Origin of the sequence: Arthrobacter sp. KNU-44, from assembly GCF_051843155.1 — a bacterium.
Taxonomy (GTDB): Bacteria; Actinomycetota; Actinomycetes; order Actinomycetales; family Micrococcaceae; genus Arthrobacter.
The window spans coordinates 3,150,165-3,167,462 of the sequence record NZ_JBPXNG010000002.1; the positions used below are offsets into that span (position 1 = coordinate 3,150,165).

Annotated in this window: 15 protein-coding genes; 13 read left to right on the forward strand and 2 right to left on the reverse strand. The window is 62.6% G+C overall.

The genetic code is table 11. The features are described 5' to 3' along the window. Nucleotides 1–120: 120 nt before the first annotated feature. On the reverse strand, nt 121–1,212 hold the full coding sequence (locus tag ACSVHC_RS15765) for a glycosyl hydrolase family 28-related protein (protein ID WP_439181114.1): 1,092 nt from the start codon (nt 1,210–1,212) through the stop codon (nt 121–123). 381 nt (nt 1,213–1,593) lie between these two features. Between ACSVHC_RS15765 and ACSVHC_RS15770 the strand changes: the two genes are divergently transcribed. The 4 genes from ACSVHC_RS15770 (at nt 1,594) to ACSVHC_RS15785 (ending at nt 5,816) form a co-directional block, all read left to right on the forward strand. After that, nucleotides 1,594–2,352, forward strand: coding sequence for a glycosyltransferase (locus ACSVHC_RS15770; protein WP_439181115.1), 759 nt, complete (start codon nt 1,594–1,596; stop codon nt 2,350–2,352). After that, nucleotides 2,349–3,791 (forward strand): glycosyltransferase family 4 protein, encoded by a 1,443-nt coding sequence (locus tag ACSVHC_RS15775; protein WP_437771142.1) that lies wholly within the window; start codon nt 2,349–2,351, stop codon nt 3,789–3,791. Before ACSVHC_RS15770 ends, ACSVHC_RS15775 begins: the two co-directional genes overlap by 4 nt. Before the next feature lie 70 nt (nt 3,792–3,861). Next, entirely contained in the window at nt 3,862–4,950 is a 1,089-nt protein-coding gene (locus ACSVHC_RS15780) for a glycosyltransferase family 4 protein (protein WP_439181396.1), read from the forward strand. Nucleotides 4,951–5,012: 62 nt separating this feature from the next. After that, the gene (locus ACSVHC_RS15785; protein WP_437771140.1) at nt 5,013–5,816 is read left to right on the forward strand and encodes a PIG-L deacetylase family protein; all 804 of its coding nucleotides are present in this window, start codon (nt 5,013–5,015) and stop codon (nt 5,814–5,816) included. A gap of 17 nt (nt 5,817–5,833) precedes the next feature. On the opposite strand, the gene rarD is transcribed toward ACSVHC_RS15785, so the two are convergent. Then, complete coding sequence (gene rarD / locus ACSVHC_RS15790; RefSeq protein WP_437774083.1) at nt 5,834–6,760, reverse strand: EamA family transporter RarD; 927 nt, start codon at nt 6,758–6,760, stop codon at nt 5,834–5,836. 270 nt (nt 6,761–7,030) lie between these two features. Here rarD and ACSVHC_RS15795 point away from each other — a divergent pair, with 270 nt between their 5' ends. From ACSVHC_RS15795 to ACSVHC_RS15835, 9 genes are all read left to right on the forward strand, one after another. Further along, complete coding sequence (locus ACSVHC_RS15795) at nt 7,031–8,464, forward strand: FAD-dependent oxidoreductase (RefSeq protein ID WP_437771139.1); 1,434 nt, start codon at nt 7,031–7,033, stop codon at nt 8,462–8,464. A gap of 67 nt (nt 8,465–8,531) precedes the next feature. Beyond that, nucleotides 8,532–9,971 (forward strand): amidase, encoded by a 1,440-nt coding sequence (locus tag ACSVHC_RS15800; RefSeq protein ID WP_439181116.1) that lies wholly within the window; start codon nt 8,532–8,534, stop codon nt 9,969–9,971. Between the two features lie 26 nt (nt 9,972–9,997). After that, nucleotides 9,998–10,276, forward strand: a complete 279-nt coding sequence (locus tag ACSVHC_RS15805; RefSeq protein ID WP_366176300.1) for a hypothetical protein — start codon at nt 9,998–10,000, stop codon at nt 10,274–10,276. Between the two features lie 70 nt (nt 10,277–10,346). Then, complete coding sequence (locus ACSVHC_RS15810; RefSeq protein WP_437771137.1) at nt 10,347–11,711, forward strand: GAF domain-containing protein; 1,365 nt, start codon at nt 10,347–10,349, stop codon at nt 11,709–11,711. A gap of 83 nt (nt 11,712–11,794) precedes the next feature. Beyond that, a complete protein-coding gene (locus tag ACSVHC_RS15815) occupies nt 11,795–12,406 on the forward strand; it encodes a hypothetical protein (protein ID WP_437771136.1) in 612 nt (203 codons plus the stop codon). 132 nt (nt 12,407–12,538) lie between these two features. Further along, nucleotides 12,539–14,062, forward strand: a complete 1,524-nt coding sequence (gene exaC, locus ACSVHC_RS15820) for an acetaldehyde dehydrogenase ExaC (protein ID WP_437771135.1) — start codon at nt 12,539–12,541, stop codon at nt 14,060–14,062. Between the two features lie 124 nt (nt 14,063–14,186). Further along, nucleotides 14,187–15,209, forward strand: coding sequence for an alcohol dehydrogenase AdhP (gene adhP / locus ACSVHC_RS15825; protein ID WP_437771134.1), 1,023 nt, complete (start codon nt 14,187–14,189; stop codon nt 15,207–15,209). Next, complete coding sequence (locus tag ACSVHC_RS15830) at nt 15,209–15,625, forward strand: DUF779 domain-containing protein (RefSeq protein ID WP_437771133.1); 417 nt, start codon at nt 15,209–15,211, stop codon at nt 15,623–15,625. Before adhP ends, ACSVHC_RS15830 begins: the two co-directional genes overlap by 1 nt. 112 nt (nt 15,626–15,737) lie before the next feature. Next, nucleotides 15,738–17,291, forward strand: a complete 1,554-nt coding sequence (locus tag ACSVHC_RS15835) for an amino acid permease (RefSeq protein WP_437771132.1) — start codon at nt 15,738–15,740, stop codon at nt 17,289–17,291. Nucleotides 17,292–17,298: the final 7 nt, after the last annotated feature.

Genomic DNA, 17,298 nt, shown 5'->3' on the forward strand with positions numbered 1-17,298 from the left:
TATATTCGGGGTCGGAGGCTTGCTAACCACTGAGCGGCGGCCATTGGCAGGAACCGCGCCTGACAAAACTGACCCTCGCTCAGGACAGTTGTAACCCCGTTATCCAAAAAGGCTGCTCGGCTAGCAGGTGTTTTTCGTGTCGCTTACGTCGTTGCCTTCCCCGGACGTCACTTTGACATCTCCGCTCCGGCAGATTGCGCTGCCCGTGACATGAATGTTCGTCAACTGACCGGTGAAATAAACCGACGGACCCGCGTTGTCCGTGAAGGTATTACCTGAGATCACTATGTCGTGGATGGCCGCACTCCCACCGTAGTAGCCGGTACGGATGCCGTTCGGAGATCCCCAGAAGCGGTTATTGGCCACGGTGATGTTAAACGCTTCGTTGTTTCCCACGGCAATCTGCATCCCGGAACCGTGGGATCCGCCTCGAACGTCGTTGTTTCGATACAGGACGTCGTAAACCGGCGCACCGATTGTCTGGGCCACGAGTCCGTCGTCTCCGTCCGCCCCTTTGCCCTGATCCACGTGGTTGCCCTCAACGACGCCCGAATGTGAATCCGTAATGTGGATGCCATCCAACTGGTTGTATCTTCCGTTCGTTGTCACAGCCGTGGTGTTATTTCTGACGCAAAAGTTACTGCTGTCGACAACTGCTATTGAGTAGGTGAAAGGGTTTGTCGTTGAAACGCCTTCGACAAGCGCATTTGAGGAATGCCGGACATCAACAAGATACTCGTTCAATCGTCCAGCCGTGTCCCCGTTCAGGACGTCGCCGCTCTGGTCGGCAGTCAATTGCGAGATTGTGACGTTAGTCGCTCCGTCTGTGGTGATGAGCGGATGGCCTCCATGGGGGCCCTCGGAATCCAGGAAGTTCGAAGTGGCCTTTAGGACTGTCGATGGTCCGGCGCCCTTCAATTCAACGTTGCTTTTCAATACGAGTGAACGATCGAGATCGAAACGGCCGGCAGGTAACTGCACAACCGCTCCTCCGGCGCGTGCCGCAGCGTCTATCGCCTGCTGGATCGGAAGGGAGTCATCCACTGAATCATCCGGATTGGCTCCGTCTGCATGCCGGATTTGTGTCGCGCTACTGCCATTGGCGCTGCACGATGAGGCGGTTCCGCGGGACGCCTGGACGATACTCCCGCCCAGGACGATTGCTACGGCGACTGCAGAAAGAACAGCTGCCTTCCCCGCTGTAGTTCTCATCCGGTCAGCATATCTCCGTGCCCGGAGGGCCTCAACCGTTTGTTGAAAGTGTCCTGAGCTGTTGCGATCGCAGACCCACTTCAAGGTAGTTGGACCGAAGTGCGTCGACGATCTCAGTACGGCGGCGACGGAGTAGTACGTGTGTCGGCAACCGTTGTGGCGCGGGCGATCCGGCGCGTAGTTAACCCTTGGCAGGAGTAGGGCACAACCGGGGGCAAGTAGGGTCACTCGCCACAAAAGGTAGGAACGGCTTGCTCTTTCGAGTGTTTCGCACTCGTGTCACCCTAACAGGGCTCCCCTAGGGTTTGTGATCAAACCCCCAAGCTAGTAGGAGGCCTGAACGTGATTTCCTTTAGTGAAGTCGTTCCGCAAAACGGGACCTTGGCCCAAAGCCCCACCAGTCTCGCCAATGAGGGATTGCGGCGTTCACCGGTCGAGCTGGAGGTCGTCATTCCGGCTTATAACGAAGCGGACCTGATCGCTCGCACGCTTCGGCAAACTGTCGCATTCCTGGAGTCCCAACGTTGGAGTTCGCGAGTCGTGGTCGTGGACAACGGCAGCGTCGACGACACGGGGCTCCTTGTCCGGCAAGTCGCGCGGGAGTGCGGCGGTGCAGTTCCGGTAGTTCTGTTAGGTTGCTCCTGTCAAGGCAAGGGGGCCGCGGTCCGACGAGGGATGCTCAGCGGTACGTCAAAGTTCACGGGCTTCTTTGACGCAGATCTTGCCACGCCGGTTGAAACGTTAACGGCCGCCATGGAACACCTGGAAGCAGGGGTCGGAGCCGTCATTGCGACACGTCATGCCCCGGGCTCGACTTTCGTCCGTTCACAGCCGCTGGGCCGACGGGTTGGCGGTGGGGCATTCCGCATTCTCACCAAATCCATGGTCCAGGGCATCAGCGACACACAATGCGGATTCAAGTTTTTCGAGCGGGATGTTTTGACTCGGGCAATGGTGCGGTGCCGCACTTCGGGCTTCGCCTTCGACGTCGAACTCCTACAGCGGATCCAGCGCGACGGCGACCGAATCGTAGAGATTCCGGTGGCCTGGACTGATGGACCCGGGTCTACATTCCACCCACTCCGCGACGGCATTTCTAGTTTCGCCGCGGTCCTGCAGATGAATCGGTTGTTGCCATGACATTTTCCAGCGTGAACTCCCTCTTGCACCTCTCCGGCAGGCATTTGCTGGTTTTGAACTGGCGGGACATTCGCCACTCCCAGGCGGGCGGAGCCGAACAATATATGCACGAGATTTCGAGACGTTGGGTCGACGCCGGAGTTAAGGTCACCTGGTTTACGGGGCGGGACGGAGCCCAGACTGAAAAGGACACCATCGACGGTGTCAACATCATCCGGGGAGGGGGCACGCTCGCACTGTATCCCCGGGCAGCGCTCAGGCTCTTAAGCCAACGCGGCGCCTACGACGCCGTAGTTGACTGCCAGAACGGAATTCCTTTTTTCTCCCCTTTGTTCGTACAAAGAGGCGTTCCGGTGGTCCAAGTGGTTCACCACGTCCACCAAGAGCAGTTCCGGACGAGGTTTTCACCCCCCATGGCCGCGCTAGGACGGTATTTGGAAGGCACAGTGGCGAAGGCAGTCTACGGGCCCCGGGCCATCGCCGCGGTTTCGCCATCTACTCGGTTGGAGCTGCGTCGTCTCGGGTTTCAAGGGCCTATTCATGTGGTTCCCAATGGAACTATTGAGGTCCCGGACACCGTTGGCCCTCGTGATCCGGATCCGACCATAACCATTGTGAGTCGTCTAGTGCCGCACAAACGAATTGATACGCTTCTCGGCCAGGTTGCTATAGCCGCAACCGCCGTTCCGCGTCTCCGGCTGGAGATAGTAGGTGATGGTCCGGAGAGGACACGACTGGAGAGTCTCGCCAGGGACCTGGGCCTTGATTCCACCGTTACTTTTCATGGATACGTGCCTGACCATGTGCGAAACACTTTGCTCAACCGCGCTTGGCTCACGATGTGCACCTCTGCCGCCGAGGGGTGGGGGTGTTCCGTTATTGAGGCCGCAGCCTGGGGCGTGCCCTGCCTGGCTCTGCGGGTACCGGGAATTCGCGACTCGGTGGTTGACGGCAGCACCGGTTGGCTCGTTGATTCTCCAAAGGAACTTGGGGCGGCCCTCATCGGCGGGTTGGATGCTTTGTCCGACGCAGGGGCGAGAAGTAGAATTTCCGCTGCCTGCCAGGAGTGGGCGCGCTGTTTCACGTGGGACCGGAGCGCGGCCCTCCTCGCAGGCGTACTCTTTGATGAGGTTGGACGCACGCAGCGTGGGCATAGCGACGCCCGGCGGGCCGTCAATCGCTCCGACATGTCGACACTAGCGAGCTTCGAGCTCCCGGCGGGCACTGACCTGGCCGCCGTTTTGCGGGCGACGGATGAGATTGCTGAACGCGACGGGGTTGTTTCCGCAGTGCTCAAAGGTTGCGATGAGTTTGAGGCGTCGGCGGTCATGAGAAGGCTGGGTGCAACCCATGCGGAGTTGCGTTCAGCCAGCGGCTCTGACCTGCTTGCAGGCCCATCCCGTTTCCGGGCGGTGGATCCAGCCGATGTCCGGTGGTAGCACCCCAAGGGTAGGTCCACAGGAACCGGGGACTTTGCACGTACTCCATCTGGGGTTTGAAGACCCGATGATGCCTGGGGCCGGCGGCGGGTCGGTCCGCACGCACGAGATGAACCGCAGAATGGCGTTCCAAGGTCACGATGTCACCGTCCTCACGACTCGTTATCCCGGTTGGGCGGATCGTATCCAGGATGGAGTCCACTATGTGCCAATCGGCTTCGGACAAGGGAAGTCCCGGCTGACCAGGCTGCTCGGGTACATAGCCCGGCTTCCGTTTGAGGCGCGGAAACGTGGTCAAGCCGCAGATTTGGTGGTCGAGGATTTCTTTGCCCCATTCTCAACGATGGCGGCACCATTGTGGACGAAGCGACCGACGATCGGGCTCGTGCAATGGTTGCATGCACAGGAAAAGTCACGGGAGTATAGGTTGCCGCTCCATCTGATTGAACGGGTAGGTGTGCGCCAACACCGACGGCTGATCGCCGTATCGCAAGACACAGCCGACCGCCTGACCGAGATCAACCCTGATGTGCACGTGGATGTGATTGGCAATGGGGCTGACGCCGAAGCGTTCGAGGTCCGTCCGCAACTTGGCCGCGACATCGTATGCATCGGACGGCTGGAGCTTTTCGGAAAGGGCATCGATCTTCTCCTTGCGGCTTGGGCCGAGGCGTCCCCGCACGTCGACGGTGACCTTGTCATAGCGGGATCGGGCCCGGACGAGGACAAGATACGCCGAGAGATTGACACCCTGGACCTGGCCGGGCGCGTGCATCTTGTGGGCTGGGTCACGGGTCGGGAAAAGTTTCAGTTGCTGAGCTCGGCGAGATTGGCAGTGATGCCGTCGAGGGCGGAGACCTTCGGACTCGTTGCGATAGAGGCCATGGCCGCTGGCACGCCAGTTATCGCTTTTGACATACCTGGTCTGAGGGAAGTGGTGCCAGCAGGGTGCGGCTGGCTCATCCCTCCCTTTGATGTAGCGGCCCTAGCCCGCGAGCTCGTCCAGCGGTACAGTGCCGCCTCCGAGCTGGCCAAAGCCGGTCCGGCAGGCCGGATCTTCGCGTCAACGTTTGACTGGGATCTGCTGGCCGGCCGCCAGATAGATGCATATCGCGCCGCGCTTTCGACCCTGGGGACGCCGTGCCCGCTTCCTCGGTGACAACTGAGGAGCGGGATGAAGACTGAACCCGGCCCTGCGACCCTAGAACAGGAAGCAAGATCATGTCCGTTGCATCGCTGTCCCGCGTCGAGGGCTCTTTGACGACCAATAATCCGTGGCTCTTTCTTTCCCCGCACTTGGACGATGCCGTCCTGTCCTGCGGCGCCCTCATGGAATCTGCGGCGAACAACCGGAAAGTTGTGGTGGCGACGCTCTTCACCGAAGCCGGGCCCGCCCCCTATACACGGGCTGCACGATCTTTCCTGCGGCAGTGTTCAGCTCATGACGCCGGCGATCTCTTTGAAGCCCGCCGAAGGGAAGATGCCGCGGTCTTCAACGACTTGGGAGTTCAGCCCATTCATCTCGGAGCCACGGATGCCTTGTTCCGGAAGCGGGAGGAAAAGATGGTGCGCAGCGGGGTCCTGGGACGCGCGTTGCCGGAACTCGTGCATCGCTACCCCACTTATCGGTTCGACATCGCCCTTGGACGGATTTCGCGTGGTGATGCGTCGCTTATCTCACGGCTCCGTGACAGCGTTGCGGGCTTGATCCAGCAGCACAGTGCTGACTTGGTGTTCTGCCCAGTCGGAGTCGGAAGGCATGTCGACCACCTCATTACCCGGATGGTCGGAGAAGCTTTCACCAACCATGTCGTCTATTACTCCGACTTCCCCTATGACCAGACCTTCCAACCAGATGAGGCCTTTCTCGATCGAAAGGGCCTCGGATCGTGGCTCTGGGAGGACCGGATTCCCGCCAAGCATCGGCTCGTCCGCAAATATGCCACCCAGGCGGACGCACTGTTTCCCGATGGCCGAATACCGGTTGCTCCTGAGACCTACTACGTTCCCGTTTTGAGGACTTGAAGGCCTGCCCCCGGGGGCTAGGCCGCGCTGAGCCGTGCGCTTTTCCTGATGACCGAGTTCTTGCGTGCCGTACGCAGCATGTCGAGGGTCAGGAGCAGCAGCGCCAGCCACACGATTCCGAAGCCCACCCAGCGGTCCGGTGTCATGGTCTCGTGGAGGACCGCCAAAGCCACGACGAACTGGAGGACAGGCGCGAAGTATTGCAGGAGGCCGATGGTGGTCATGGGCAAGCGGCGCGCGGAGGCACCGAAGAACAGGAGCGGCACGGCGGTGATGATGCCCGAAGCCGCCAGCAGCCAGAAGTGGCCCGGGCCGTTGCTGCCCAGAGTCCCGGCACCCGTGAGGCCGAGGACAATCATGGTGGCGCCGGCGATCGGAGCGAGGACCACGGTTTCCACAGTAAGGCTCGTGATGGCGTTGACCTTTGGCCCTACGCGTTTCTTCACGAAGCCGTAGAGTCCAAAGCTGAACGCCAGGACCAAAGCGATCCACGGCAGCTTGCCATAGGAAACCGTCAAAACGCCGACGGCGATGAAGCCGATCACGACGGCGGCCCACTGGAGCGGGCGAAGCGTTTCCTTCAGGACGAACACCCCGAGGAGTACAGACACGAGCGGGTTGATGAAGTAGCCGAGCGAAGCTTCGACCGCGTGCCCGGTGGTGACACCGAAGGTGTAGGTCAGCCAGTTGATGGCGATCAGCCCGGCGGCTATCGCGAGCGGTCCAAGGACGGCCCGGTTCCTGAAGGCATTGCCGAGGAGGCGCCATGTCCGGGTGATGGTGATGAGCAGGGCGCAGAAAATGAGCGACCACACCACTCGGTTGGCGACGATTTCCACGGCTCCGGCGGGTTGCAACACCACGAAGTAGAGCGGGAGCAGCCCCCACAGACCGTACGCCCCGATGCCGAACACGACACCCGCCGTCGTCTCTTTCTTTGCCATAGCAGCGGCGGCGGAAGCTGCAGCCGAAGCATTCGGCGCGGTGTTGGCGGACTGGGCAGGCACGGTTTGCTCGGGCGTAGACACAAAGTCAACAACATCACATTTTGCGAGGGTATTCCTGACCGTACGGCCGGAAAGTTAGTGTGAGCTTCCTCGCCCGGTTGTGTCACCTCCCGCCACGTACTGACACTCCGGCCACAAGTGAGAACTAGAATTGGAAACTGCGCGCCCCACCACGCGGGGCGGATTCCTGTCTCAGAAGGGTTCACGGTGTCCAACTCGGCCGAAACCACCTCCAAACGTCCACTGCGCGTCGCTATTGTCGGCGCAGGACCGGCCGGCGTGTACGCCGCGGATATCCTGACCAAATCGAACGAGGTCAAGGACGGCGACGTCGAGGTCAGCATTGACCTTTTCGAGGCATACCCCGCGCCGTACGGCCTGATCCGCTATGGCGTGGCGCCGGACCACCCCCGCATCAAGGGCATTGTCAACGCGCTCCACAAGGTACTGGACCGCGGAGACATCCGCTTCCTCGGCAACGTGACGTACGGCCGCGACCTCACGCTGCATGACTTCCGCTCCTTCTACGACGCGGTGATCTTCTCTACCGGCGCCATCAAGGACGCGGACCTGAACATCCCAGGCATCGAGCTGGAGGGCTCCTTCGGCGGAGCCGACTTCGTCTCCTGGTACGACGGACACCCCGACGTTCCCCGTGAATGGCCGCTGGATGCCAAGGAAGTAGCGGTCATCGGCAACGGCAACGTCGCGCTCGACGTGGCCCGCATGCTCTCCAAGCACGCAGATGACCTCCTGGTGACCGAAATCCCGGACAACGTCTATGCCGCCCTCAAGGCCTCTCCGGTCACCGACGTCCACGTCTTCGGACGCCGCGGCCCCGCCCAGATCAAGTTCACTCCGCTCGAACTGCGCGAGCTCTCGCACTCCAACGACGTGGACATTGTGCTGTACCCGGAAGACTTCGAGTTTGACGAAGCCTCAGATGAGGCCATCCGCAGCAACAACCAGATCAAGACCATGGTCAACACGCTGACCAACTGGCTCGTCGAGGAACATGCCGAAGCCGAGCAGCCCTCGTCCCGCCGCCTGCACCTGCATTTCCTGCACAGCCCGGTGGAGATCGTTTCCGAGGACGGCTCCGGGAAAGTCTCCAGCATCAAGTTCGAGCGCATGCAGCTGGACGGCACGGGCAACGTCAAGGGCACCGGCGAGTTCGTGGACTATCCGATCCAGGCCGTCTACCGCGCCATCGGTTACCACGGTTCCCCGCTGGACGAACTTGAGTACGACGCCCGCCGCGGCGTCATTCCGAACGACGGCGGACGGGTGCTGGGCGCCGACGGCAAACCGGTACCCGGTATCTACGCCACGGGCTGGATCAAGCGCGGACCTGTCGGCCTGATCGGGCACACCAAGGGCGACGCGCTGGAGACCATCGGCTGCCTCCTGGAGGACCGCCTCACGCTGCCCCCGGCCGAAAACCCGGACCCGCAGGCCATCATTAACCTCCTGGAGGAGCGGGGCATCGAGTACACCACGTGGGAAGGCTGGAACAAGCTCGATGCGCACGAAGTAGCCCTCGGCGCCGAATGGACCGCCGAAAACCCGGACGCCGGCGTCGTACGCGAACGCATCAAGGTGGTTCCGCGCGAGGACATGATCGAGATCTCGCGCGGCTAACGGCTGATGGCTGATGGCTCGGGACAGTGCGCCTAGCGGCTTGTGACCTCCGGTCCTAAAATGAGCCATGGACGAGGGGCTCCGCTGGACTGACGCGGTCGGGCAGGCAGAACTGGTGCGGAGCGGCGCGATTTCGCCGGGCGAACTGCTCGACGCCGGCCGCGACCGTATCCGGGAAATCGATCCGGTCCTCCATTGCATCGTCGCGCACTTGGAACCTGGAGCCGAAGACCCGACCCCCGACGCGCAGTTTCCCGGGGTCCCCTTCCTGGTGAAGGACCTGTCCCTGGAGATCGCCGGAGCGCCCTTCACCGAAGGCTCCCGCTGGTTGAAGGACAACGTCTCAAGCCAGGACCAGGAGCTTGTGAGGCGGTACCGCCGAGCCGGACTTTCCATCCTCGGGAAGACAAACACCCCGGAATTCGGGCTCAGCCCGCATTGCGAGCCGGCCTTGCATGGTGCCACGCGAAACCCTTGGAACCTGGGGCTGTCCACGAGCGGCTCGAGCGGCGGGTCCGCCGCCGCCGTCGCCTCCGGAATGGTCCCCATGGCGCACGGGAACGACCTTGGCGGATCCCTGCGCTACCCGGCTGCATGGTGCGGGGTTTTCGGGTTCAAGCCGACCCGCGGTCGGGTTCCCGTGGGGCCAGAGTATGGCGACGTGGCCGGGGGCTTCGCCGTGGAACACGCGCTGACGCGGAGCGTGCGCGATTCGGCGGCACTCCTCGACGCGACGGCAGGTCCGTCGCCCGGTGATCCATACTGGGCGCCGCCCCAAGCCCGGCCCTTTTTGCTTGAAGCCGGCACTGCTCCTGGAAAGCTCCGCATCGCCGCAACCGCGACTCCCAACTCGGGACAACAGGTGCATCCGGACTACATGAGGGTCTTCGAGGAAACCGTGGAATTGCTCGCCGGGCTGGGCCACACTGTCACAGAAGCGCACCCCGAGAGCCTCGGGCGGGCCGGGCACCGGGCAGTCAGGGCTGTCTACGGAGGCGCGATCGCGTGGATAGAGGCGTACTGGACGCAGCGGATGGGCAGGCCGCCGGAACCCGGTGAGATCGAGCCGTTCACCGCAGCCGATTTCGAGCGCTCGCGGGCCGTGACAGGCGGGCAATACCTGCTTGGCATGGAGGAATTGCAGCGCTTCAGCCGCCGTCTGGCTGGATTCTTCGAGGGATTCGACGTCTGGATGACACCCACCGTCGGCTGGCCACCGTTGCCTCTGGAAACGCTGCAAGGAACCGAGGAAGAACCATTGCGCGGGGAACGCGAAGCCGGCCGCTTCCTCATGTTCGACGGCGAGTACGCGAACATCTCGGGCAATCCGGCCATGTCGGTTCCACTCGGAGTCGACTCGACCGGCCTGCCGGTGGGCATGTCCTTCCTTGGACGCTTCGGGGACGAGGCCACGCTCTTTCGCTTGGCGGGCCAGCTTGAGAAGGCCGCGCCCTGGGCGGACCGCAAACCTGAAGCACTCGCGCGGGCACTGGCGGCACCGCACTGAAGCTGAAGCAAGACAGGAGAGAAGCAATGTTCATGGGCGTCTACCATTTCGACGGGGATCCCGCTCAACTGCTGGAAGGTCACAAGCGCATGGTGGGCCTCCTGCCACCCGGGGCCCTGAAGATCCATGTATGCCTATCCACTGAAGGTGGCATCTCGGTCTACGACACCTGTCCGGACAGGGCGACATTTGACCGCTTCAGCCGTGGCCACAGTTTCGCGGAACTCGTCGCGGAAGTCGGCCTGCCTGAACCCCGGATCGAAGCGTTGGGCGAGGTAGAGTCCTACGAATTCCACCCGGAGTGAGCGGGTACACAAAGCATCGCGTCGCAACTAGACTGGCCTGTACTGTGCTGCGTCCGGTTTTGGGAGTTCGATGAAGAATCCGATCCATCCGGCAGCTTCGGTCAATGATGTCGCCGAGCTGTTGCAGCGCCATGCCCGCGCTGGACATGAGCAAATTGATACGTTGCGCTTTGGGCTTCCCGAGGCCACGGAGCTTCCCGGTTTGCGCCGCCTGATCAAGGAATCCTGGCAGCGATCCGCGCAGCTCAAGGCGAACCCGGACCAGCCCGAGGCTCCCGTGGCCATGGATCTCGACGAGCTTGAGGAATACCGCCGGCAACACCCGCTGGCGACGATCATGCCCGTCATCCAGAAGCTCCTCATCCAGCCCAGCTACGAGAGCGGGCTGTTGGTCGCCGTGGGGGACGAGCTCGGCCGACTGCTGTGGGTGGACGGAAATCCCGCGATGCGGCGTCGCGCGGAAGGCATGATGTTCGTCGCCGGTGCAGACTGGTCCGAAGCCGCGGTCGGTACGAGTGCGCCCGGCACGGCGCTCGCCTTGGGCCGCGGCATCCAGATTTCCGGGGCCGAGCACTACAAACGCTCCGTCCACCCGTGGAGCTGCACGGCGGTGCCCTTCCACGACCCTGACTCCGGTGCCCTCCTTGGGGTCGTCGACATCACCGGCACGGAAGCCGCCGTCGCGCCCCACACGCTTTCCCTCGTGGAAGCAACCGTGGCGGCAGCGCAGGCCCAATTGCGCGTGGAAAGGCTACAGCTCGCGGCGACCAAGCGCTCAACACCAGCCCGACGCCGAAACTCGTCTTCTGCTGGTGGCTCGCCGCAGGGCACGGGCCTGTACCGGAACAGCCTCCAGCTATTGGGCAGAGACCAGGCGCTCTTGAGCATAGGAGGGCGCAGTATTCCGCTTTCCGCAAGACACAGCGAGATCCTGGCGTTGCTGGGTACTCGTCCCGAGGGGCTCAGTGCCGAGGAGCTCGCCTTGGCCCTGTATCCGGGCGATGGATTCACTGTCACCCTTCGGGCCGAAATGGTGCGTCTGCGCAAGGTACTCCACGAGATCGATCCCGCTGCGGTCCCGGAATCCCGCCCCTACCGGCTCCCGATCGACCTCGGCCAGGATGCTGCTCAGGTTCTCTCCTGCCTGCAACGGGGCGCCCACCGCATCGCGCTGGAGATCTACAAAGGCGCCGTCCTTCCGCATTCGGAAGCGCCCGGCATTGTGGAGCTCCGCGAGAAGGTCTCGGCGCTCTTGCGCGAGGCGGTCCTCAACGACGGCAGTGCCGAGGCGCTGCTCAAGTATGCGGGCCTGCCCGAGGCGAAGAACGACGTCGACGTCCGGCTTGCAGCCCTCAAGCTCCTGCCGCCGCGCTCGCCCAAGCGGGCCGCCGTCGTCGCCGAGCTTGAACGCCTGGAAAGCGAACTGTCGGCCTGACGCGGTCCCCTCGTGTGGCACTCGGGAAATACGGAGTTTCGGCCCGTATCGTAGAACCGAGCCAAACGAAAGAAGCTTCCTCCGTGTTGAACAAACGCCTCGCTGTTGCCCTGACCATTTCCGGACTCCTTGCAGGAGCCACAGCCTGCGGGGCACCTGCCCAGACAGCGCCCGCATCGGCAACGCCTTCAGCTTCGGCCGCGACGGCTGCCGCCGCCGGTTGGGAACTTGATCCAGCCGCTGGGGCACAGAGAATCAAGGCCGCAGGCCTGGATATCCTGACCGCCGAAGGCACAGCCGAGCACTATCACGCCCATGTGGACGTCCTTGTTGATGGCAAAGCCGTCACGGTCCCGGCTGAGATCGGCTTCAGTTTCGGGGCGGACGGGCAGCCCAACGGAATCTCGGCGCTTCACACCCACGACACGTCCGGCGTCATCCACATCGAAGCGCCCACGGCCGGCCTGAAGTACACGCTGGGCCAGGTGCTCAGCGAATGGGGAGTTCTCGACGGCAAGGACGCCAGCGGAGCACCGCACGGCGGGACCGGTGGATGGACCGTGTACGTGAACGGAGCAAAGCAGAGTGCGCCGGTGTCTGACGTAGTTCTCAAGGCCCACGACGAGGTAGTGCTCTCCTACGGTGCCGCACCCTCACCGGTTCCCGGTTCCTACGATTTCCCTGCGGGTCTCTAGCTTCCCCTCTACGACAGGTGAGTACCGCCCCGAAGTGATCTGAACCACAGGGTTGCAACCTGCTTGCAACCTCCCCGCTCCTACGCTGATGGCACAGCTAAGCCACCATCATGCGCAGCAAAGGAGCTACAGATGACTGTTTATGCACAGCCGGGTGCCGAGGGTTCGAAGGTCACGTTCAAGGACCGTTATGAGAACTGGATCGGCGGCGAATGGGTTGCCCCCGTCAAGGGGCAGTACTTCGAGAACATCACCCCGGTGACCGGGAAGGCATTCTGCGAAGTGGCCCGGGGCACAGCCGAGGACGTCGAGCTGGCCCTGGACGCAGCACACAAGGTGGCACCGTCGTGGGGCAAGACCTCGGCGACCGAACGCGCCGCGATCCTGAACAAGATCGCCGACCGGATCGACGAGAATACCGAGCTGCTGGCCGTCGCCGAGAGCTGGGACAACGGCAAACCGATCCGGGAAACCCTGAACGCAGACATTCCGTTGGCGGCGGACCATTTCCGCTACTTCGCCTCCGCGATCCGCGCCCAGGAAGGCCACTTGTCGCAGCTCGACGAGGACACCACGGCGTACCATTTCCGCGAGCCGCTCGGCGTCGTGGGCCAAATCATCCCGTGGAACTTCCCGATCCTCATGGCCGTGTGGAAGCTCGCCCCGGCACTGGCCGCGGGCAACGCCGTCGTGCTCAAGCCCGCGGAACAGACCCCGTCCTCGATCCTGGTCCTGATGGAACTGATCTCCGATCTGCTGCCCGCCGGCGTCGTGAACGTCGTCAACGGCTTCGGCGTCGAGGCCGGCAAGCCGCTGGCGTCCAGCCCGCGGATCCGCAAGATCGCCTTCACCGGCGAGACCACCACGGGCCGGCTGATCAGCCAGTACGCGTCCCAGAACCTGATCCCGGTGACCCTGGAGCTGGGCGGCAAGAGCCCGAATATCTTCTTCGACGACGTCGCCGCGCAGAACGATGCGTTCTATGACAAGGCCCAGGAAGGCTTCACGCTCTTCGCCTTCAACCAGGGCGAAGTCTGCACCTGCCCCTCCCGCGCCCTGGTCCAGGAAGGCATCTACGACTCCTTCATGGCCGACGCCGTGGTCCGGACCAACAAGATCATCCAAGGCAACCCGCTGGACACCGACACCCAGCTCGGTGCCCAGGCCTCCAACGACCAGCTGGAGAAGATCCTCTCCTATATCGACATCGGAAAGCAGGAAGGCGCCAAGATCCTCACCGGCGGCGCCCGCGCACAGCTCGACGGCGACCTCGCCGGCGGCTACTACGTCCAGCCGACCATCTTCGAAGGCCACAACCGGATGCGGATCTTCCAGGAGGAGATCTTCGGCCCCGTGGTGTCCGTGACGAAGTTCAGCGACTACGACGACGCCATCGGCATCGCCAACGACACCCTCTACGGACTCGGCGCCGGCGTCTGGTCCCGCAACGGCAACGTCGCTTACCGGGCAGGCCGGGAAATCCAAGCCGGCCGTGTCTGGGTCAACAACTACCACGCCTACCCGGCCGGCGCCGCGTTCGGCGGCTACAAGTCCTCCGGCATCGGACGCGAGAACCACGCCATGATGCTGGACCACTACCAGCAGACCAAGAACCTCCTGGTCAGCTACAACGAGAACAAGCTCGGCTTCTTCTAAGCCGCACTTGATCCGGCAGGGAGTGTTCAGCACAGATCACTCCCTGCCGAACCACACTGGCCACCCCTCAGGAAAGAAGTACCCGCACCGCACATCTAGTTTTAACGACGCAAGGATTTCGCCAATGACGACGACAATGCAAGCAGCCGTAGTAACAGAATTCGGAAAAGACCTCCAGATCCAATCCCTTCCCCTTCCCTCGCCTGGTCGAGGAGAAGCGTTGGTTAAGGTCATCACCAGCGGCGTGTGCCACACGGACCTGCACGCCGCCGAGGGGGACTGGCCGGTCAAGCCCTCGCCGCCGTTCGTGCCCGGCCACGAAGGCGTGGGTGAAGTGGTTGCCCTCGGCGAGGGCGTCACCGACCTCGCCGTCGGAGACCTCGTGGGCAACGCCTGGCTTTGGTCCGCCTGTGGCGACTGCCAGTTCTGCCGGACCGGCTGGGAAACGCTGTGCGAAGCCCAGAAGAACGCCGGTTACAGCGTCGACGGCTCCTTCGGGGAGTACATGCTGGTGGACAGCCGGTTCGCCGCGAGGATTCCGGCAGGTTCGGACCCTGTGGAAGTTGCCCCGGTGCTGTGCGCGGGAGTCACGGTCTACAAGGGATTGAAAATGACGGAGGCCAAGCCCGGCCAGTGGGTCACCATTTCCGGCATCGGCGGCCTGGGCCACATCGCCGTCCAGTACGCGGTGGCCATGGGCCTGCGGGTTGCCGCAGTGGACATCGCCGACGACAAGCTCGCCCTCGCCAAGAAGCACGGCGCCGAGCTCACGGTCAACGCGCTGCACGAAGATCCGGCGGAAGTCATCCAGCGGGAAACCGGAGGCTGCCACGGCGTCCTGGTCACGGCGGTGCACCCTTCAGCGTTCGGGCAGGCGATCGGCATGGCTCGCCGTGGCGGGACCATCGTCTTCAACGGACTCCCGCCGGGAGACTTCCCCGCGCCGATCTTCGAGATTGTGCTCAAGGGCCTGACCGTTCGTGGCTCGATCGTGGGAACGCGCCAGGACCTGGAGGAAGCGCTGGACTTTTACGCGCAGGGCAAGATCCACCCGACCGTGTCCACGAGGGAGCTGTCCGAGGTGAACGCGGTCCTTGACGAAATGAAGCACGCCAAGATCGACGGCCGCGTGGTGCTGAGGTTCTAATGCCCCACAACAGGCTTGACGCCGCAGTGACGCTGCCCGGGGAAGACTTTTCCCGGGTGGCGCTCACCGCCGTTTCCATCGAACTGCTCCGAAAGTTGTGGGAGCAGCACGGTCCGCTCATGTTCCACCAGTCAGGTGGTTGCTGCGACGGTTCCTCACCCATGTGTTACCCCGCCGGCGAATTCATCACCGGCGATTCGGACGTTCTCCTCGGACTTTTCGACATCGGCGAGCCCGAAAGGCCGCAGCCCTTGGAGTTCTGGATGTCCCGGGAGCAGTTCAATTACTGGTCCCACACCCATCTGACGGTGGACGTAGTGGACGGCCGCGGGAGTGGCTTCTCGGTGGAATCGCCCGAGGGGAAACGCTTCCTGATCCGTTCCACGTTGATGGATTGGAACGTCCCCAAGCTCTGAAGATAGGCGGAGCTTGCGTCTCACGATTTGGGACAAATGTGGGGGTCCATTGGCTGGACACTACTCTTGATGAGTCTGTTTCTACCGCCTCATCAAGATTGTGGACTCTTCTATGAACCTCTTCCGGACCAAATCGATCGAGCAGTCCATTGCGGACGCCGATGAGCCCGGACGCAAGCTCAAGCGTTCCCTCAGCACCTGGGATCTGATGATCATGGGCGTTGCCGTTGCAGTCGGCGCCGGGATCTTCTCAGTCGGGGCCAAGGCGGCTGCGAACTTTGCCGGCCCCGCCGTGACGATCTCCTTCGCCGTCGCGGCCGTCACGTGTGCCTTGGCCATCATGTGCTACGCCGAATTCGCTACTGCGATCCCGGTCGCTGGGTCCGCCTACGTCTTCACCTACGCCACCATGGGTGAAGTCCTCGCCTGGATCATTGGTTGGAACCTCATCCTTGAACTGTTTACCGCTGCTGCCGTGATCGCCAAGTACTGGGGCATCTACTTGAGCAAAGTGTTTGCGCTCATGGGCGTGGATATGCCGCCGGCCTTGAACATCGCCGGTGTGGATCTCTATTGGGGCGCTTTCCTGATTGTCGCGATCTTCACGGTGCTCCTGGTGCTCGGCACCAAGCTGTCCGCCCGCGTGGGCAACGTCTTCACGCTGATCAAGATCGCCGTGGTGCTGTTCGTGATTGTTGTCGGCTTCACTTACGTGAAGTTCTCCAACTACACTCCCTTCGTCCCGGCATCGCAGCCCACCGGAGGCGCCGACGGGGCGGATGTCATGAAACAGTCCCTCTTCGGCTTCCTCACTGGTGCGGTCCCGGCGCAATACGGAACGCTGGGCATCTTTGCCGGCGCAGCCTTGGTGTTCTTTGCCTTCATCGGCTTCGACGTTGTCGCCACTTCCGCGGAAGAGGTCAAGAACCCGCAGAAAACCCTGCCCCGGGGAATCTTCGGCGGCCTGGCGGTCGTGACGTTGCTCTACATCCTGGTCTCCCTCGCCCTGACCGGCATGGTGTCCTATACACAGCTGGCGCAAGCGAAGAACCCCACCCTGACCACGGCCTTCGAAGCGGTCGGAAACACCGACGCGGCCAAGGTCATTGCCTTTGGCTCCCTGATCGGTTTGACCACTGTCATCATGGTGCTGCTCATGGGCTTGGCCCGCGTGGTCCTCGCAATGAGCCGCGATGGTCTGCTTCCCCGCGCGCTGTCCAAGACGAGCGACAAGCGTTCGACGCCGGTCCGCCTCCAGATCATCTGCGGCGCGGCCGTGGCAATCGTCGCCGGTCTGACCAACGTGGATCTTCTCGAAGAAATGATCAACATCGGTACCCTCTCGGCCTTCGTCATGGTGAGCCTGGGCATCCTGGTATTGCGCAAGAAGCGCCCGGATCTGAAGCCTGCTTTCCGGGTTCCGTTCGGCAAGGTGCTTCCCGTGGTCTCGGCAGTGCTGTGCGTCTACCTGATGACAAACCTGGCCGTGGAGACCTGGATCTTCTTCGCCATCTGGCTGGTAATCGGACTTGCCATCTACTTTGCCTACGGGCAGCGCCACTCCCGACTGAACGAGAAGTTCGCTTCCGCTAAGGCTGCGGTGTCCGGGAAGGCCGCTGTTTCCGACAAGAGCGGCGACGACGAAGACAGCCTCAGCAGGGTCTAAGCAGCGG